Source organism: Polyangium jinanense (assembly GCF_028435265.1).
Taxonomy (GTDB): domain Bacteria; phylum Myxococcota_A; class Polyangia; order Polyangiales; family Polyangiaceae; genus Polyangium; species Polyangium jinanense.
In genome coordinates this window covers 1-18,008 of the sequence record NZ_JAGTJK010000053.1, presented here as the reverse complement: position 1 = coordinate 18,008, position 18,008 = coordinate 1, and the positions used below count along the sequence as shown (strand labels likewise).

The 18,008-nt window shown below is 69.5% G+C and carries 12 protein-coding genes; 5 read left to right on the top strand and 7 right to left on the bottom strand.

The window, feature by feature from the left end; genetic code table 11:
* Nucleotides 1–666: 666 nt before the first annotated feature.
* The 4 genes from KEG38_RS45405 to murJ all read right to left on the bottom strand — a co-directional run bounded on the left by KEG38_RS45405 (nucleotide 667) and on the right by murJ (nucleotide 5,089).
* Nucleotides 667–2,256, bottom strand: coding sequence for a L,D-transpeptidase (locus tag KEG38_RS45405; RefSeq protein ID WP_272426992.1), 1,590 nt, complete (start codon nucleotides 2,254–2,256; stop codon nucleotides 667–669).
* A gap of 60 nt (nucleotides 2,257–2,316) precedes the next feature.
* Complete coding sequence (locus KEG38_RS45400) at nucleotides 2,317–2,739, bottom strand: DUF2231 domain-containing protein (protein WP_272426991.1); 423 nt, start codon at nucleotides 2,737–2,739, stop codon at nucleotides 2,317–2,319.
* A gap of 126 nt (nucleotides 2,740–2,865) precedes the next feature.
* Nucleotides 2,866–3,468: a protein-tyrosine phosphatase family protein gene (locus KEG38_RS45395; protein WP_272426990.1), complete on the bottom strand. Its 603-nt coding sequence runs from the start codon at nucleotides 3,466–3,468 to the stop codon at nucleotides 2,866–2,868.
* A gap of 16 nt (nucleotides 3,469–3,484) precedes the next feature.
* Nucleotides 3,485–5,089, bottom strand: a complete 1,605-nt coding sequence (gene murJ / locus KEG38_RS45390) for a murein biosynthesis integral membrane protein MurJ (protein WP_272426989.1) — start codon at nucleotides 5,087–5,089, stop codon at nucleotides 3,485–3,487.
* A 43-nt stretch (nucleotides 5,090–5,132) separates the two neighbouring features.
* Between murJ and KEG38_RS45385 the strand changes: the two genes are divergently transcribed.
* The 4 genes from KEG38_RS45385 to KEG38_RS45370 all read left to right on the top strand — a co-directional run bounded on the left by KEG38_RS45385 (nucleotide 5,133) and on the right by KEG38_RS45370 (nucleotide 13,022).
* The gene (locus KEG38_RS45385; RefSeq protein WP_272426988.1) at nucleotides 5,133–6,896 is read left to right on the top strand and encodes a zinc metalloprotease; all 1,764 of its coding nucleotides are present in this window, start codon (nucleotides 5,133–5,135) and stop codon (nucleotides 6,894–6,896) included.
* Nucleotides 6,897–7,019: 123 nt separating this feature from the next.
* Nucleotides 7,020–7,967 (top strand): type 1 glutamine amidotransferase family protein, encoded by a 948-nt coding sequence (locus KEG38_RS45380; protein WP_272426987.1) that lies wholly within the window; start codon nucleotides 7,020–7,022, stop codon nucleotides 7,965–7,967.
* Between the two features lie 440 nt (nucleotides 7,968–8,407).
* Nucleotides 8,408–10,408 carry a transketolase gene (gene tkt, locus KEG38_RS45375; RefSeq protein ID WP_272426985.1) on the top strand — a complete coding sequence of 667 codons (2,001 nt, stop codon included), beginning with the start codon at nucleotides 8,408–8,410 and terminating at the stop codon, nucleotides 10,406–10,408.
* Nucleotides 10,409–10,847: 439 nt separating this feature from the next.
* On the top strand, nucleotides 10,848–13,022 hold the full coding sequence (locus KEG38_RS45370) for a molybdopterin-dependent oxidoreductase (protein WP_272426984.1): 2,175 nt from the start codon (nucleotides 10,848–10,850) through the stop codon (nucleotides 13,020–13,022).
* A 187-nt stretch (nucleotides 13,023–13,209) separates the two neighbouring features.
* Here the strand turns inward: KEG38_RS45370 and KEG38_RS45365 are convergent, their stop codons facing one another.
* The 3 genes from KEG38_RS45365 to KEG38_RS45355 form a co-directional block, all read right to left on the bottom strand.
* The gene (locus tag KEG38_RS45365; protein WP_272426983.1) at nucleotides 13,210–14,016 is read right to left on the bottom strand and encodes an SDR family NAD(P)-dependent oxidoreductase; all 807 of its coding nucleotides are present in this window, start codon (nucleotides 14,014–14,016) and stop codon (nucleotides 13,210–13,212) included.
* A gap of 45 nt (nucleotides 14,017–14,061) precedes the next feature.
* On the bottom strand, nucleotides 14,062–15,051 hold the full coding sequence (locus KEG38_RS45360) for an AraC family transcriptional regulator (protein ID WP_272426982.1): 990 nt from the start codon (nucleotides 15,049–15,051) through the stop codon (nucleotides 14,062–14,064).
* A gap of 388 nt (nucleotides 15,052–15,439) precedes the next feature.
* On the bottom strand, nucleotides 15,440–16,297 hold the full coding sequence (locus KEG38_RS45355; protein ID WP_272426981.1) for a hypothetical protein: 858 nt from the start codon (nucleotides 16,295–16,297) through the stop codon (nucleotides 15,440–15,442).
* A 134-nt stretch (nucleotides 16,298–16,431) separates the two neighbouring features.
* On the opposite strand from KEG38_RS45355, the gene KEG38_RS45350 reads away from it, so the two are divergent.
* Nucleotides 16,432–17,889, top strand: coding sequence for a serine/threonine-protein kinase (locus KEG38_RS45350; RefSeq protein ID WP_272426980.1), 1,458 nt, complete (start codon nucleotides 16,432–16,434; stop codon nucleotides 17,887–17,889).
* Nucleotides 17,890–18,008: the final 119 nt, after the last annotated feature.

Genomic DNA, 18,008 nt, shown 5'->3' with positions numbered 1-18,008 from the left:
GCGCGTCGTCGTGCGCGCGGCCGTTTCCGTTCGGGCTCCTGCCTTGGAGGCCGCCGCGCGCTTGCCGGCGCTCTTCGTCCTCTTCGTCGCGCCCTTCGCCGCCTCGGAGGCTTTACGCGCCGTTGTCGCTCCGCGCTTGGCTGCGCTCTTCGTGCGCGTCGTCGTCGTCTTGGAAGCCATGGTTCGTCCCTCTGCCACCGCGGTCTCGAGGCGCGACCCGATCGTCGGACCACGCGTTTCCCCCGCCATCGCCTCTTTTGCTCGCGAAGGTCGCGGTGACGTGCGTGGTCGTCGGCAAGGGTCGTGCCGAGCGCTACGAAGCGCGCTCGCTCTCGCTCCGGCGCGCCGTGACGCACGGGGTTTCGCGCGAGGGAATGCGCGTTTCCCGCGGCTTGTTCGGGAGAATCGCGCCTCTCGGGGTGCTTCGTCGGGAGCGTCGCAGAGCCGCGCGGGGCGACGCGAGACGCGGCGCGGCGCGCGAGGTCCGGTGTCACGGGCGGGGGCAATGTCGATCCGCGCGCATCGTGTGCGAGCAGGGAACGCACAGCCTGCTCGGTGGCCTGTCACGCTGCGGGACAGTCGTAGCTCGGCTTGTCTGAGCGGAGCCCCCGAACGCTCGGGGGTTTGGGGGCGTAGCTCGGCTTGTCCGAGCGGAGCCCCCGAACGCTAAGGCCGCACGACGACCGTCGTCCCTTCGCCCATTGCGTCGGTCACGCCGTGCCAGCCCTCTGGCAGTTCGGGCCCGACCCAGTGGAAGAGCCTGCGCGCGTCGACGGGCGAGAGCGCGACAGCATGGAAAGTCTGCGCCTCCCCCAGCCCATCGCCCCAGTACGTGCCCGTGAGCGCGTATCCCGGTTCGAACTCCATCACCCAGGGCGCGTCGGCGACGTCGAAGTCGCCGTGCACCTCGCGGCTGTCGAGCGGTGCAGTTACCAGTTTCTTACGAATCCGGAATGTCCCGCGCGCCGTCGATGCGCTCTCGGCCGCTTCCTTCAGCACGTCGCGTCCCGACGAGATCAGCGTCGCGTAGACCGGCTTCTGCCCCTCGTAGGCCGTGAGCGTCTGGTTGGCCAGGCTCACGTCCAGCCACCTTTGATCGCCCTTCGCGAAATCCGGGAACTTCGTCCGGCGGACGATCACCACGAGGTCCTGCGCGCGCAGCCAGTAGCCCTCGCGCGATTGCTCGAAGCGCACGCCGTTCACCGTCCGGAACTTCCCGCTGAGCGGCACCGCCGTGCGCCGCTCGAGCTCCTCGTCCTCGATCGGCTCGGCCTCGCCCTTCTTGAGGTTCCACGCCGTCACGCCGCCCTTGTGCACGAAGGCCACGGGCAGCCCCACCTTCTCCACGTCGAGCCCGTGCCACGTCGTTCCGAGCGCGGGCTTCAGCCGGTCGATCGGCACCACCTGCCCGGACGGCGTCACGCCGAAGCGCCGGCCCTCGCCGGGGTTCGGCGCGACGGACGCCACGAACGACCCCGCGAGCGCCACGCCGCTGCCCTTGCGCAGCACGCCGCCCTTCAGGTCCGCCACGCGTGATGCGAGCGGCGCGAGGGGCGCGACGGCGGGCGCCGGGAACGCGAAGAACGAGCCCACCGTGCGCTTGCCGACCGCGTCCGCGCCGTCGACGCCGGGCATCAGCACGGGCGGGCCTGCGGGCACGCCGCGCGGATCGAGGGGCACGTCGTTCGCGGCCGCGCCGAGCACCTCGCTGTCGAGGGAGCCGCGCTTCGTGAGGTAGCGCTTCAGATCCGGCTCCTCGGTGGATTGCTCCGCCGGCATCGGCAAGCGCGTGTAGACCGGCACGCCTTCGGTCCGGGCTCGGCCGTAGCGGTAGGGCAGGGCGCGCGAGAGATCCGGGCCGGACGGGAGCGCCGCGGCGAGGGACGGATCCGTCGTCGCGGCCTCGCCTGCGCACACGAAGCCACGCGGGCGGACGACGTACCAGCCGCCTGGGCATTCCCTTCGCGTGAACGCGTCCGAGGAGCGTGCGATCGCGGCCCCTGCGCGGAGCTCGCCCAGCGGACGGCCTTTCGTCGAGGGCCGGTCGTACACGATGGTGCCGCTCTGCAGGACGATGAGCTTCGGGCCATCGGCGGGCGGCGACGGCACGTCCGGCGGGGGCTCCTCCGTCGGCTCGCCCTTGGCGAGCGCGGGGGCGCTGCTGCCCTTGCAGCCGAGGGGCGCGAGTGCGAGCGCGGCGAGGAGCGGGAGCCCGAGGCGCGTGGATCGGTTCGGGCCGGGGCGATCGTCTTGCATCGAGGCGACGCATGCCAAAGGTCGCGTCGATGGGCCAAGTTTGGTCGAAAGAGCTCGCCCTTACCCCCGTTCGCGGGCCGCTTCGTCGCCGAGCCAACCTGCCAGCGTCGAAAGGCCGAGGGCCATGATGGAGAGCGCCACGCTGGCCGGCGGCGTCGGACCTTGGGGGTGCACGGCGCGCAGGACGAGGCTCAGCACGAAGGGGAGGAGCGCGCAGATCGAGAGCCAGAGAAACAGGAAGCTCAGGTCCCGCGCCCGGGATCCCGGCCGATACGTGTCGTGCACCCGGGCGAAATACACGGACGACAGGGAACCGCTGACGAGCCCTGCCGCGAGGTTCACGGCGGCCGCGACGCCCCAGACGTGCGCGCCCGACAGCATCGCGACGACGTCGAAGCCGAGGGAGATCGCGAAGAAGACGAGCGGGAGCACGATGAGCAGCGTGTACACGTCCCCGCGGACAGCGTGCGCGATCGTTCTCATGGGGGCTCCAGGCGGAGGCGCTCGCGCCTCCCAGAGCCCTCGATTGGAAGGGGCGTGCCAGCGCGTGGTGCTTCGCGCTCGACGCGCCCGTGTTCTCCGTGTTCCCTGGTCTACGCGTTCCTCGGACTACGCGTTCTCCGCGCTCACCCGGCCCCCGCGCGCCGACACGTAGTCGTTCACGAACCGCCGCTGCCCTTCGCGCATCGCCACGCGCCTCCGCGCGCTGATCCAGGCGATCGCCTCCTCGACGCTCATCCCGCGGTGAAGCGCCAGATAACACACGACGAGCGTCACGCTCCGGCCCACGCCGCTCGCGCAGTGCACGTAGACCCGGTGCCCCGCCTTGATGTGCGTGGCGACGAAGGCGATCGCTCGGTCCGCGTCCTCGGGGCTCGGCGCGTTCATGTCCCAGCAGGGGATTTGCAGGTAGTCCATGCCCGCGGCGCGCAGCGTCCCGATCGGCTCCACGAGCTCGCTCGTCGCGTTCACCACGGCGCGCACGCCGAGCCGCTCGAGCTCGGCGACGTCGCTCGGCACGAGGAAGCCGCCGAGCAGGATCTCCGGCGTGATCCACGTCCGCCAGCCTCGATCCGGCGACAGCTCGACCAGGGTGCGGCGCGCGGCGAGGAAGACGTAGAAGGCGGCGCGATAAGGGTGGAAGAGCGCGGGGTGCAGGGTCTTGCCAGGCGTCACCTCGCGTTCTTGAAGCGCCCGGCGCTCCTGCGCCATCGCCCTTTGCAGGAGGTCAGCGCCGCGCGCGCCGGAGAAGCGAACGCGGGTCGAAGAGCCCGAGCAGCGGGCAGAGCACGACGAACGCCGCGCCGAACGTCCCGAGCGACAACATCGCGCCGATCGTCGTCCCCGCGAGCGCCGTGGGCAGGATCGACCGCACGAGGACGCCCGCGCCCACGGAGAGCGCGGCGAGCACCCCGATCCGCCCTGCGCGAATCGCCCCGAGCCCGAGCCCTCCGATTGCTCGGGACAGCCGGATCCCCATCGCGCACGTCTCCACCCAGCCCGCGGTCACCGCGCCGAGCACCACGCCGAGCACGCCGAGCGGCCGCATCAAGACGAGCGCGAGCGCCGTGCTCACGACGACCCGGAGCACCGCGAACCGCGCCGGCGTGCGCGTGTCGCCGAGCGCGTACGCCGTCGTCGTCAGCACACGCCCCGCCGCGTTGCCGAGCAGCGCGAACCCATACGCCGCGAGGAGCGGTTTTACCCGCGCCGTTGCTTCCTGATCGAACGTCCCCGTCTGGAGCAAGAGCGCCACGAGGTCCCCGCCGAGCAGCACGAACACGAGCGTCGCCGGCACGGTCAGCACGGCGATGCGCGCGAGCGACGCGCCGAGCCGCGCGCGGACGGCCGCGTTCCGCTTGTCCACGTCGGCCTCCGCCGTGTCGCGGGAAAACTCGGGCAACGCTGCCGCGGCCTCGCCCGTCCCGAGCACGCTCATCGGCAAGAGGTAGATCGTCTGCGCGTAGCCGAACGTCGCGTTCGCGCCCGTGCCCAAAAAGCTCACGAGCAGCGTGTCGACGAGCCCCGAGATCTGGATGATCCCCCGGCCCACGAGCGCGCCGGGCAGCCGCGCCGCGGCCTCCCGCACGTGCGGATCCTTCGCATCGAACCTCGGCGCAATTCCCCCGAGCAGCCTCCGCGCCGCCGGCAAGAGCACCACGAGCTGCAAGAACGCCCCTGCGAACGCGCCCCACGCGAGCGCCGTGGCGAGCGCGCCGCCCCGCTGCCCGAGGAACGTCCCTGCCACGACGAGCGCGGCGATCTGCGCGAGGCTCCACACCACGGGCGCCGCGTACGGCAAGAAGAAGCGCCGGTGCGCATTCAGCACGCCGAGCCCCCACGCCGACAGCACGAGCAGGCCCGTCATCGGGAAGACGATGCGCACGATGGTCGCCGTCCCCGCGAGCTTCTCCTCGTCGAACCCCGCCGCCACGAGCCACGACAGCCACGGCGCGAACAGCACGCCGAGCGCCGACGCCGCCACCACCACCACGAGGAGCAGCCCGAGCGCCGACCGCGCGAACCGCGCCGCCTCCTCGCCTTTGCCTTCGCCGCGCAGCCGCGCGTAGAGCGGGATGAACGTCGCGGACAACGTCCCTTCGCCCATCAGGTTCTGCGTGATGTTGCCGACGCGGAACGCGGCCGCGATCATGTCCGCCCAGGCCGATGTCCCGAAGTAGTGGGCCATGACGCGCTGCCGCACGAGCCCCACGAGCCGCGACAGCACGATCCCCGCGGTCACGAGCGCCGCCGAGCGCGCGCCGCCTCCCGCCTTCGGAGGAGCTTCCTCGCGGCCTTTCGTCCCCGTCGCCGCCGGATCGACGCTCTGCACGCGCCCGCTTCTACCCCAAGGAGGCGCAAGCTAGAATCGCAAGATGCTTGCCCCTACCGCCTTCCGTTCGCTCTCGGCTTCCCTTCGAGCCTCGTCTGCCGGCCTTGTCCGGTCCTCCTTTTTCGCCGCGATCGCGCTCGTCACGCTCGCCGCGTGCGGCGCGACGACCCGCACGGAGACCCAAGGCACCGGCGGCGAAGGCGGCGAGACCTGGAGCGCAGGCCCCGGCGTGGGCGGCGCGGGCGCGGGTGGCGCGGGTGGCGCGGGCGGCACGGGCGCGGGCGGCTCGGGCGTGGGCGCGGGGCCGAGCGAGCTCCAGTCGCTCGAGCACATCGACGTCGGCGACATCGCGCTGAACTCGCTCCAGCCCTTCGAGGTCCCCGACCGCGCGCTCGGCCTCACGGTCGTGGTCGGCACGGCGAACGTGAACGACGTCGTCGGCATCAACCGCCTCCGTCCTCCCTCGGGCGAGTCGGTCATCTTCAACTACGCGATGCCGAACAAGTCGACCCTCGCGTTCGCGAACTACGGCTGGGTCGGCGGCGGAAGCCCGCAGTCCGACGCGGCGAACGCCTGGCCCATGCAGCAAGGCCAGTGGCGCATCGCGCTCGGCGACGACGACGGCTCGGTCACGAGCGCGCACGTCGACGTGTGGATCCGCCGCACGAAGGACGGCCTCTTCCACGGCGGCGTCGTCGACGTGAACGTCTTCCTCGCGCCGAACTCGACCACGCAGAACTACGTGAACCAGGTCCTCTCCGACATGTTCGTCGACTACGCGGGCCTCGGCCTCGGCAAGGTCACCTTCTTGCCGCTCGACGCGAGCTTCACGAGCGTCGACAACTACGACGAGTACCGGAACCTGCTCGCCTCCTCGGCGGGCGCCGGCGACGCGCCGGCCTTGAACCTCTTCGTCATCGGCAGCTTCGGCTCCGAGTTCGGCCAGGCCATCGGCGTCGCGGGCGGCATCCCGGGCAGCACCACGCTCCACGGGACCACCATGAGCGGCGTCGCGTACATGCCCTCGGGCAACCCGGAGTACGACGCGACCGTCCTCCGCCACGAGGTCGGTCACCTCTCGGGCCTCTTCCACACGACCGAGTTCTCCATCGAGGAGACCGATCCGCTCAGCGACACCGTCGAGTGCCCGACGTCCGTGATGCAGTCGAACCCCGACAACTGCCCGGACGTCACGAACACGATGTTCCCGATCGCCTACGGCGCGACCGATCTGACCGAAGCGCAGAAGCGTGTCCTCCACGGCAGCGCGCTCTACCGCGGCATCCTCGAAGAAGGCGGTCAGCCTGCGCCTCCGCTCCCGCCCTCCAGCAAGAAGGTCGCCGCGCCTCCGTCGCCCCTCGCGCCCGAGCCCCCCTTCGCCCTCGCGGCCACACGCCGCCCGAACAAGCCCCTCCCGGCGAAGCCCGGTGCCCTCGAACGTGTCCTCGGCGCAGTCTGGTGCGCGCACGGCAAAGGCGACTACGAGGCCCTCGCCATCCGCATCGCCGGCGCCACCGCGCCCAGCAAGCTCCGCGCGCTCGTCATCGACGAGACGGCTTCCGAGCTGATCCGCGCCCGCGCACTCGGCGCCTACGTCCGCGTCGCGCAGGGCGGCGAACGAGCCCGCGCCATCACCCTCGCGGAGACCCTGGCGACCCAGGAAAACGCGAGCACCGATCTACGCGTCTCCGCGCTCCGCTCGCTCGCTCGCTTCGCCCCGTCTCAGGCACGCCAATCCGCTGTAACTGCAGCGCAATCCGGAGATCCGGTCGTGCGGTCGGTCGCTTGGAGTCTGCGTGGAAAGTGACAGAAATGCTGTCTTTTCGGCGCTCAGCCTTCGTGCTACGACAATCACGACGCAGGGGGAAGATGCTGAGGTCACGCGCGTGATGGGTCGTATCGCAATTCCCCAGGCCGGAGGTTGGTGCACGTGAGCGGAGAGCCCCGACTGCTCCCCTTGCGGATCTGCCTGGTCGACATGAACAACGGGCATGTCAACCAGGCGATGCGGTGCCTGCGAGGCATCGTGTCCACATTCTTCGACCGCGTCCGCCGTCACAACCCGGGCCTCGAGTGCGTGCTCGGCGAAGTCTCGCCGCGCGACACACAAAACCCCGTCCCGCGCGACTACGACCTGTACATCTCGACCGGCGGCCCCGGATCCCCCTACGACGGCGACGGGATGCCCTGGGTCACAGACTATTCAGGCTTCCTGGACCACGTGGTCGACTCGGCCATCCGCGGAGGCGAGACCCAGAGCGCGCTCTTCGCCATCTGTTACTCGTTCGAGATGGTCGTGCGGCACTTTCGTCTGGCCGCCGTCGTGCCCCGCACCGAGCGCAAGTTCGGCGTGATGCCCATCTACACGACGCCCGAAGGCCAAGCCCACCCGCTCCTCCGCCCCTTCGGCGACCGTCTCTTCGCCTTCGAGCACCGAAGCTGGGAAGCCGTCGACCTCGACGAGCGCCTGCTCGAATCCCTCGGCGGCTCCCTCCTCGCCCGCGAGAGCCGCGACGGCATGTCCAAAGGTCGCGCCATCCTCGGTCTGGACGTGACCGCCGGCGTCGAGTCGGTCCAGTTCCACCCCGAAGCCGATCGTCCCGGCGTGATGAACTGGGTTTCCCGTCCCGAACAAGCCGCGGCCTTCAAAGCCGCCTACGGCGAGGTGACCTACCAGGCGATGCTGCGGACACTCGACGACCCGCGCCGTCTCGCCCGCACCTACGCCCTCGTGATCCCCGGCTGGATGTCCCGCCGTTTCAACATGCTCGCCCAGTTCCGCGGCTACGTGGAGCTTCCGCCGCCGAGCGAGAGCCAGGCAGACATCTTCGCATCCCCGCCCATCCAGGATCGTCCAGCGCAAGCTGCGTCGGCCTGAGGGGAGAGATTGGGGCGTTGCCCCAAACCCCAGCGGGGGCTGTCCGCCCCCTGCACCCCGGACCAGGCACGGCCTGGACCGGGGGTGGAAGAACTGCGCGATGCGCAGTTCTTCCAGCGGGCCCTGGGCAAGACCACGAGCGGCGTTGCCAACCAAGACGGCAGCGCTGCTCGCCTCGAGTCGACACGCCCCCGCTGCGGTCTTGACGGGCAACGTCGTCGCTGGTCTTGCCACGGGCCTGTTCGATGAACTGCGCGTTGCGCAGTTCATCGACCCCGGGTCCAGCGCTTGCGCTGGTCCGGGTCCAGGGGTGGACAACCCCTGGTCGGGGTCCGGGGTGAAACCCCGGCGCTACGCCCTGGGCAGCAAGATCCCGCCCTGCCAGCTGGCTCGCTTTCCTTCTGAGCTGATCTCGCCTAGAGACGCGCGCGGAGGATCCGATGCACATCGACGAGTCGACAGTTACGAAGGCCGTCCACACGATCCAGATGCTCGCGGTCGACGCCGTCGAGAAGGCGAATTCGGGCCATCCCGGCGCGCCCATGGGGCTTGCCTCGATCGCGTTCGAGATCTTCACGCGGCACCTGCGGTACGACCCTCAGGACCCGAACTGGCCTGATCGTGATCGCTTCGTCCTCTCGGCGGGCCATGCGTCGATGCTCCTCTATGGCCTGCTTCACCTCGCGGGGTATGACCTCTCCCTCGACGAGCTCAAGCGCTTCCGCCAGCTTGGCTCGCGCACGCCGGGGCATCCCGAGGTCCACATGACGCCCGGGGTCGAGGTCACCACCGGACCCCTCGGCCAGGGCATCTCCACCGCCGTCGGCATGGCCGCTGCGCTCAAGATGATGGAGGCGCGCTTCGGCGCGAAGACGGGCGTCGCTACGGCGCGTGTCTTTGGCATCGCTTCTGATGGCGACCTCATGGAGGGCGTCTCGGCCGAGGCTTCGAGCCTCGCGGGGCACCTCGGCCTCTCGAACCTCGTCTTCTTCTACGACGACAACCACATCACCATCGATGGCAAGACCGACCTCGCGTTCAGCGAAGACGTGGGCAAGCGGTACGAGGCCTACGGCTGGTTCGTCCAGAGGATCGACGGCCACGATCATGCGCAGATCCGCGCCGCGCTCGATGCGGCCGTCGCTGAGCCGGCGCGCCCCTCGCTCATCGTTGCGCGCACGACCATCGCGTATGGCTCGCCGGGCAAGGCGGGCAGCTCCAAGGCGCACGGTGAGCCTCTCGGCGCCAAGGAGGTCGAGGCCACGAAGAAGGCCATCGGCTGGCCCACCGAGCCTACCTTCCTGATTCCGGACGACGTCCGCGCGATCTTCGCGACCCGTGCCGACGAAGGCCGCAAGGCGCACGACGCCTGGAAACAGGCCTTCCGCGCGCTCGAGCAGAGCGACCCCGCGGCTGCGTCCCTCTACCAGGGCCTCATCCGCCGCGAGGTACCGGAAAACCTCTTCGACGAGCTCGTCAAGGCTGCGCCTCGCAAGGACGCGGCCACGCGCCAGAGCGCCGGCATCGTCGAGCAGCGCGCCGCGGCCCTCGTGCCCTCGCTCGTCGGCGGCTCGGCCGATCTGAATCCCTCCACGAAGACCTACATCGAGGGCTCGCCGGCCCTCCAGAAGGGCGACTTCTCCGGCCGCAACGTTCACTTCGGCGTCCGCGAACATGCGATGGGCGCCTTCGTCAACGGCCTCGCCCTCGCCGGTGGCTTCATCCCGTTCGGCTCCACCTTCCTGGTCTTCGCCGACTACATGCGCCCGGCGATTCGCATGGCGGCTCTCTCCGAGCTGCACAGCGTCTTCGTCTTCACGCACGACAGCATCTTCCTTGGCGAGGACGGCCCCACGCACCAGCCGATCGAGACCCTCTGGTCGCTCCGCCTCATCCCGAACGTCGACGTCGTCCGGCCCGCCGACAGCCTCGAGTGCGCGGCGGCGTGGGCGCATGCGCTCCTTCGCCGCTCGGGCCCCACGGTGCTTGCGCTCACGCGGCAGAAGGTCCCCGAGCTCCCGCGGCCCGAGGGTTTTGATCCGAAGGTCATGCTCCGCGGGGGTTATGTCGTCGCCGACTCCGCCACGAACCCGCCGGCTGTCGTGGTCATCGCCACGGGCTCGGAGGTCGGGCTCGCGATGGAGGCGAAGAAGATCCTCGACGCCGAGGGGGACCGCGTGCGTGTCGTCTCGATGCCCTGCCTCGAGCAGTTCCAGCGGCAGGATCAGGCGTATCGCGAGGAGGTCCTGCCTCCGGGCACGCCGCGCGTGGTCATCGAGGCGGGCTCGACGCTGCCTTGGCGCGCGCTCGTCGGCGAGCGTGGCCTCGTCATCGGCCGCGACAACTTCGGCGCCTCCGCGCCGGACAAGGACCTCGCCAAGGCGTTTGGCTTCACGGCGGACGTCGTCGCCGGCAAGATCCGGGCGATGCGGCGGTCCTGAGCGGTCCCCGCGCGCCGACACCCCTTCGCACCCGCGCCAAACGTCCCTCCGGACGTCCGGATCCTCGCTTGCACCAGCGCCAAGCGTCCCTCCGGACGTCCGGACTCCCGCTCGCACCAGCGCCAAGCGTCCCTCCAGACGTCCGGATCCTCGCTTGCACCAGCGCCAAGCGTCCCTCCGGACGTCCGGACCCTTGCTTGCACCAGCGCCAAGCGTCCCTCCGGACGTCCGGACCCTCGCTTGCACCAGCGCCAAGCGTCCCTCCGGACGTCCGGACCCTCGCTTGCACCAGCGCCAAGCGTCTCGCCGGACGTCCGGACCCTTGCTTGCACCAGCGCCAAGCGTCCGCCCGGACGTGCCGACCTCCTCTTGCCGCTTCTCCGCCCTTTTTTGGTAGGATGCCTCCCCATCCGGACGGACCCGGACCAAGGAGCGCACCATGGGGGCCACGGTTCATTTCCGCACGTGCAACGTCTGCGAGGCCATGTGCGGCATGCGCGTCGCCGTCGAAGACAACCGCGTCGTCGACATTCGCGGCGATCGGGACGACGTCTTCTCGCGGGGCCACATCTGTCCCAAGGGCCCGGCCATGCGGGAGCTCCAGGAGGATCCCGATCGCCTCCGCCACCCCATGCGCCGCACCGCCTCGGGCTTCGTCCGCGTGAGCTGGGACGAGGCCCTCGCCGAGGCGGGCGAGCGCCTCGCCGCCCTCCAGCGCGAGCACGGCCCCGATTCCGTCGGCATGTACCTCGGCAATCCCGCGGCGCACGGGCACGGCGCGATCCTCGGCGCGAGCTTGCTCGGAATGGCCCTCGGCACGAAGAACCGCTTCGATTCGAACTCCCAGGACGCGAATCCCCGCATTTACGCGGCCCTCCAGATGTACGGCGAGGCCACGAGCCTGACCATCCCCGACATCGACCACACCGATTATTTCCTCGTCTTCGGCGCGAATCCCGCGGCCTCCGGTGGCAGCATCATGACCCTCGGCGACGTCCGCGGCAGGCTCTCCGGCGTGCGCGAGCGTGGCGGCAGGTTCGTCCTCTTCGACCCGCGCAAGACCGAGACCACAGGCTTTGCCGACGAGCACCATTTCATTCGCCCCGGCTCCGACGCGGCCCTCCTCCTCGGTTTGCTCCACGTCGTCTTCGACGAAAAGCTTTACGATGCCGGCGCCCTCTCCGACATCGCCGACGGCGTCTCCGAGCTCCGGGCCATTGCGAAGCGCTTCTCCCCCGAGCGCGTATCCGAACCGACGGGCGTCCCGGCCCTCGTCATTCGCCGCATCGCCCGCGAATTCGCCAAGGCGCCGCGTGCCGTCGCGTATGGCCGCATGGGTCTCTCCACGAGCGCGTTCGGCCCGCTGTCGAGTTATCTCGTCGACGCGCTGAACATCGTCACCGGCCATTTCGATCGCCCTGGCTGCGCCATGTTCCCGACCCCCGCGGCGGACGTCGTGCGGGTCGCGCGGATGATCGGTATGGGCGGCACCGGCCGCTTCCGTTCTCGGGTCCGTGGATTGCCCGAGGTCGGCGGAAACCTCCCCGCCACCACCATGGCCGAGGAAATGGAGACGCCCGGCGACGGGCAGATTCGCGGGTTCGTCGTCGTCGCGGGCAATCCCGTCCTCTCGGTCCCGAATGGGGAGCGTATCGAGAAAGCCCTCGCGAACCTCGATTTCATGGTGGCGATCGACATCTACCTGAACGAGACGACCCGCCACGCGCACCTCGTCCTGCCGCCGCGGTATGCGCTCGAGCGCAGCCATTACGATCTGCTCTTCCACACGCTCGCGGTCCGGAACACGGCAAAATGGTCCGCACCCGTGATCGAGGCCCCGCCGGATACGAAGGACGATGCGGAGATCCTCGTGGAGCTCGCGGGGCGTGTCCTCGGGAAGCGTATCTCGCCGTCACCGCTCGGTGCTGCCGCCGAGCGGTTCGTTGGGCTCTTGAACAAGCTCGGCGCCGACGGCAATCTCGATCTGTTGCTCCGCATGGGCCCGTACGGGGATCGATTCCTCCCGTTCTCGAAGGGGCTCAACCTCGAAAAGTTGAAGAAGGCCAAGCACGGGATCGACCTCGGCCCGCTCCGGCCCATGTTCCGGGAGCGCGTGCGCACGAAGACCGGAAAGGTCTGCCTCGCGCCGCCCGAGATCCTCGCCGATGTCCCGCGTCTCGAGCGATTCCTCGACGAGGTGACGGCAGCGGGCCTCGTGCTCATCGGGCGGCGGCACATGCGGAACAACAATTCCTGGATGCACAACGTCCCGTCACTCGTGAAGGGGCCAGATCGCTCGATGTTGCTCGTGCATCCGACAGATGCGGAGCGGCTTGGGCTTTCCTCGGGAGCGCGCGTGCGCGTGCGGAGCCGCGTGGGCGAGGTCGTCGTAGGAATGGCCGTGACGGAGGACGTGATGCCGGGCGTCGTGAGCCTGCCGCACGGGCACGGGCACGCGGCGGCAGCCGACACGATGCGCGTCGCAGCAAGCGTGCCCGGCGCAAACGCGAATGCAATCACCGACGATCTCTACGTCGAGCCGCTCACGGGGACGGCCATCTTGAATGGCGTACCGGTGACGCTGGAGGCGGTCGACGCGGCGCCGCAGGCTTGAGCCTGAGCATTGGGAGGCGCTGCGCTGGGGCGTTGCCCCAGGCCCCACCGGGGCTATCCGCCCCTGGACCCTGACCAGCGCAAGCGCTGGACTCGGGGTCGATGAACTGCGCGATGCGCAGTTCATCGAACGATCGTCGTTGGGGACGTCCCGGTGTGCGACCGGAAAAGGGGGATTCCCCTCGTCGTCACAACGTGGGCGTGGCCCCTCCATCGATACGAAAGGTCGTGCCCGTCATGAAGTCCGTCAGCGGACTCGCGAGGAAACACACGGCCGCAGCGATATCGGCCGGCGTGCCGAGACGACCCACCGTTTGATGCACCATGTTCTTCAACACCCACGCACGTCCTTCGGCAGGATCGGTCGAGCCTTGCTTGGCGGCGACCTCGCGGAACCACCCGTCGAGCGCGGGCGTCTCGATGAGCCCAGGCATGATGCCATTCGACGTCACGCCGGTGCCGGCCAGGGCCTTCGACAAGCTCAGCGTGAAGTTGTTCAGCGCCGCCTTCGATGCGCCGTACGGACCGAGTTGCGCATGAGGTGAAATCGCGTTGCGCGACGAGATCTGAATGACGCGGCCCCACCGCCGCTCCCGCATTCCCGGCACGAACGCCTGCACGAGCCGCACAGCAGGGAGCGTGTTGCTCTTGTACTCGTCGAGCCATTCCTCGAACGGCGCGTCAAACCACGACGCGTGGGCCAGGTTCGTCGAGCCGCCCGCATTGTTGACCAGGATGTCGATGCCGCCAAAGGCGCGCTCGGCGGCATCGATGATGCGACTGAGCCCCTCGGCAGTCGACAGGTCACCGATGGCAACGGCGGCGCGCCCTCCCGCCGTGGTGATCTCGTTCGCGACGGCCGCTGCGCGTTCAGCATTGCGACCGTGCACGACGACCTCGACCCCCTCGCGTGCCAGAAATCGCGCCACCTCCGCGCCGATGCCCGAGCTCGATCCGGTGACGAGCGCGCGCTTGTCTTTCAGATGCAGGTCCATGATGTCCTCCCTTTGCGCAAAGCATCGTGCGCAAAGCGCCCGCCCTCAAACCCGATCGCGCCACAAATGAATCGAATCACGCCAACGTTTCGGAGTCGTCCCCTCCCAGGCGCGGAACGCCCGCGTGAAGGAGTTGACCTCGTCGAAGCCGAGCAGGAAGGCGATCTCGTTGACGTCGACGTCGTCCTTGCGCAAGAGGCGCAGCGCGGTGTGGTGCCGGACCTCGTCGAGCAAGTGCTGATAGCTGACCCCCAGCTCACCCAGGCGCCGCTGGAACGTGCGCGTGCTGAGGGACAACTCCCGCGCCACCTTCGCGATGCTCGGCCGCTCACCCGACATGCGGCGAGCGACGACCACGCGGACCTGCTCGACGAACGAGGCCTGTTCGAGCGGCGCAAGCTTCTGGTCGAGGCTGGGGACGAGCACCTGCAAGAGATCGGCATTGTGCGTGACGAACGGCGTCGAGAGGAGGCGCTCCTCGAGGACGAGCGCGTCGCGCTCCGAGCGAAACCGCAGCGGGCAGCCAAAAAAGCGCAGCAGCATCGGCTCGTCGCTACGCGCACGAGAGAGCTCGACGCGCTTCGGCGCAAGCGCAAGCCCGCTGCCTCGTTGCAAAAGCACGACGAGCGAGGCAAGCGAGGCATCGACCAGGCGCGGGGGCATGGGTCCGGGCGCGTGCAGGTAGGTCGTGTGAATCGTCACCTCCATCCCCTTCGTGTCGATGGCCATTTCCTTCATCCCGCAGAGCCGTTTGTAGCGGGCGAGCTTGGACAAGGCCGTGCCAACGTCGGGAGAGTGCAGCGCCGCGAGCGACGAGATGTCGTACTCGTGCACCTGCGTCTCCGCCGCCAACCGGAGCCCGACGTCGGGCGGCGACGACGCCCCGAGCGCTTCCCAGAAGGTAAAAAACTGCTCGGTGCTCAGCTCGCCGCTCGGCGGCACCCGCGCGGCGGCAGTCGCAGGAGCGACGTTCGCCCCGAGGCGCGCGAGCCGATCGCGCACCGCCGACGGGAGGTGGACGAGGTCACGGTTCATGGCGGAAACATACCGAGACCGAGTCCCCACGACCAATCCGATCGCGCCAATCGTGCACGCTGAGCATGGGTCTCATCTGGGAGGCGCTGCGCTGGGGCTTTGCCCCAGGCCCCAGCAGGGGCTATCCGCCCCTGCACCCGGACCAGCGCAAGCGCTGGACTCGGGGTCGATGAACTGCGCGATGCGCAGTTCATCGAACAGGCCAGGTCAAGACCAACGACGACCCTGCCAATCGAGACCGCCACGCTGTCCCTGGTCTCCAACGGGCCCGTTGGAAGAACTGCGCGGAGCGCAGTTCTTCCACCCTCGGTCCAGGCCGTGCCTGGTCCGGGTCGAGGGGCGGACAGCCCCCGCGGGGTCCGGGGCAGCGCCCCGGCGCAGCGGCTGCTCAGGGCGCGCTGCTCCCCTTGCATTGCTCGCCGTCGAAGAGCGGATCGATCGGCCCGCAGGCCATCGCGTTGCACTTCAGCGACTGGCATTCGAGTGGGCTTTGGCAGGCCGAGCCCTCGACCTTCGCCTCGGTGCAGACCTTCGTGTCTGCGTCGCAATAGGCGTTGAGGCCACACGAGAGCTGGATCGGGCTCGGCGTGCATGCCTCACCGAGCTTCTTCGCCGGCTTGCACAGACCTTCCATTGCCAGGAAGTCGTAATCGCAGTAGAGCCCCTGATCGCAGACTTCCTTTGCGTTCGCCTCGACCTTGCAGGCCGCGTCGAGCGGCAGGAACCGCGTCGCCGAGCATTTCTTCGTGTCGTCGTCGCACTCGACGATCTCACGTTTCTCGACCGAGGACGCGCATTGCGCGTCGCGCTCGCAGGTCGAGCCGTCCGTCAGCTTGCCTGCGAAGACCTTCGAGCACGGCGCGAGGTCCTCCGGCGCGTTGTAGTAGTCGGGGATCGTCAGGAAACACTTGTCCGCGTAGGGCTTCATCGCCACGAGACAGGCGTCGATGCTGTTTCCGTCGAAGGTCATGAGGCCCGCCTGCACGTCGGCCACGTTCTTCTCGCAAACTTCGGTCTCGTACGTGATGCACGCGGCCTCGTCGTAGCCATCGCCTTTCTCGCAACACGTCTTGCGCACCTCGCAGAGCTGGGGCGCGATTTGCGCGCAGACGTTGTCGAGCGTGTACTTCGGCGGGGGCGTCGTGCCGTCGGTGTCGTCGCCGCATGCGGCGAGGCCGAGGACGAACGTCGCGGCGAGGGTGGGGAGCGTCAAGAGAAGTCGGGAGAGGGGCCTTTGGAAGATCATGGAAGCGAGGATCGCATGGGCCCTCGGCGTGGCACAAGCCCCCCGCGCGAAGGCGCTTGGCTCGGAGGGCCCTTGCATGGAAGAATGCCGCCGATGATCGCGACCGTTTGCCTCTATCGCTCGTCCGAGGCCCGATGAGCACGCCGAGCCCCGGTGATGTCCTCTCGGGAAAATTCCGGATCGAGCGGGTGCTCGGGGAGGGCGGCATGGGCGTCGTGCTCGCCGCGCACCACCTGCACCTCGGCCGCACCGTGGCCATCAAGCTCCTGCAGCCCGAGGCCCTGAAGCACCAGGAGCTCGTCGCGCGTTTCGCCAACGAGGCACGGAGCGCGAGCCGCATCCAGAGCGAGCACGTGGCGCGCGTGCTCGACGTCGGCACGCTCGACACGGGCGAGCCGTACATGGTCATGGAGTACCTCGAGGGGTCGGACCTCTCGAAGCACGTAAAGCGAAACGGCCCGCTCGCGATCGAGGACGCAGTCGAGTATCTGCTGCAGGCGTGCGAGGCGCTCGCCGAGGCGCACGTCGCGGGGATCGTGCACCGCGACCTGAAGCCCGCGAACCTGTATTTGACGCGGCGTGCGGACGGCTCGGCGTGCGTGAAGGTGCTCGACTTCGGCATCTCCAAGGCGGCGCTCGTGGGCGCGTCGCCCGAGGCTCAGCACATGACGCAGACCCAGAGCGTTCTCGGCACGCCGGGGTACATGGCGCCGGAGCAGTTGCGTTCGTCGAAGCACGTCGATCCGCGCACGGACATCTGGGCGCTCGGGGTCATCCTGCAGGAGCTTTTGACCGGCAAGCTCGCATTCCAGGGCTCGACCGTGCCGGAGGTCTATGCCGCCATTCTCGGCGATCCCCCGGCGCCTTTGCGGGCGCTGCGCCCGGACGCGCCGCCCGCGCTCGAAGCGGTGATCCTGCGTTGCCTCGAAAAGGACGCCGCGCGGAGGTTCGCGAGCGTCGGCGAGCTCGCGGCGGCGCTCGTCCCGTTCGCGCCGCAGCGGGCGCGTGTGTCCGCCGAGCGGATTGGTCGGATCACGGGTGTCGCCGTCCCGCCGGCCGGGGCGATGGTGGCGCCGCGGACGGGCATCTCGGTGGCGCCTCCGGGCCCGGGCCCGGCCGTGCAGCAGGGCGGCGTGGCGCCGACGATCGCGGGGACGGGGTATGCGACGGGCCCGACGCTGGGGCCTGCGCATTCGGGCTACGGCGTGCAGGGGGCGACGCCGCCGGGGTATGGCCCGCAGGGGGCGACGCCGCCGGGGTACCATTCGCAGCTGCCGCAAGGGTATGGTCCGCAGGGCCCGACGCCGCCGGGATACCATGCGCAGCCGCCGCCGGGGTATGGCCCGCAGGGGGCGACGCCGCAGGGGTATGGCCTGCAGGCGCCGCAGCAGCCTTACGGGACGGCGTATGGCGCGCAGCCGATGCAGCCAATGGCGCCAGTGGATCCGAACAAGGGCAAGATGCACCCTTCGACGGTCGCGCTCATCGCCGTTCTGGGGCTGATCGTGGTGACGTTCGGCGGATGCATGACATGTGTATGCATCGCCGGCGCGGAGGGGGCAGCGAATGAGAAATCGGGGCAAGCCCGGTAGATAGACAGGGCGAGGCGCCGCGCCGGGGCGCTGCCCCGGGCCCCGCGGGGGCTGTTCGCCCCTCGACCCGAACCAGGGCAAGCCCTGGACTCGGGGTGGAAGAACTGCGCGATGCGCAG

Excerpts from the sequence above, each read along its gene's own strand:
- KEG38_RS45405 (WP_272426992.1), bottom strand. The coding sequence starts at position 2,256 with ATGCAAGACGATCGCCCCGGCCCGAACCGATCCACGCGCCTCGGGCTC.
- KEG38_RS45400 (WP_272426991.1), bottom strand. The coding sequence starts at position 2,739 with ATGAGAACGATCGCGCACGCTGTCCGCGGGGACGTGTACACGCTGCTC.
- KEG38_RS45395 (WP_272426990.1), bottom strand. The coding sequence starts at position 3,468 with ATGGCGCAGGAGCGCCGGGCGCTTCAAGAACGCGAGGTGACGCCTGGC.
- KEG38_RS45385 (WP_272426988.1), top strand. The coding sequence starts at position 5,133 with ATGCTTGCCCCTACCGCCTTCCGTTCGCTCTCGGCTTCCCTTCGAGCC.
- tkt (WP_272426985.1), top strand. The coding sequence starts at position 8,408 with ATGCACATCGACGAGTCGACAGTTACGAAGGCCGTCCACACGATCCAG.
- KEG38_RS45370 (WP_272426984.1), top strand. The coding sequence starts at position 10,848 with ATGGGGGCCACGGTTCATTTCCGCACGTGCAACGTCTGCGAGGCCATG.
- KEG38_RS45365 (WP_272426983.1), bottom strand. The coding sequence starts at position 14,016 with ATGGACCTGCATCTGAAAGACAAGCGCGCGCTCGTCACCGGATCGAGC.
- KEG38_RS45360 (WP_272426982.1), bottom strand. The coding sequence starts at position 15,051 with ATGAACCGTGACCTCGTCCACCTCCCGTCGGCGGTGCGCGATCGGCTC.
- KEG38_RS45355 (WP_272426981.1), bottom strand. The coding sequence starts at position 16,297 with ATGATCTTCCAAAGGCCCCTCTCCCGACTTCTCTTGACGCTCCCCACC.
- KEG38_RS45350 (WP_272426980.1), top strand. The coding sequence starts at position 16,432 with ATGAGCACGCCGAGCCCCGGTGATGTCCTCTCGGGAAAATTCCGGATC.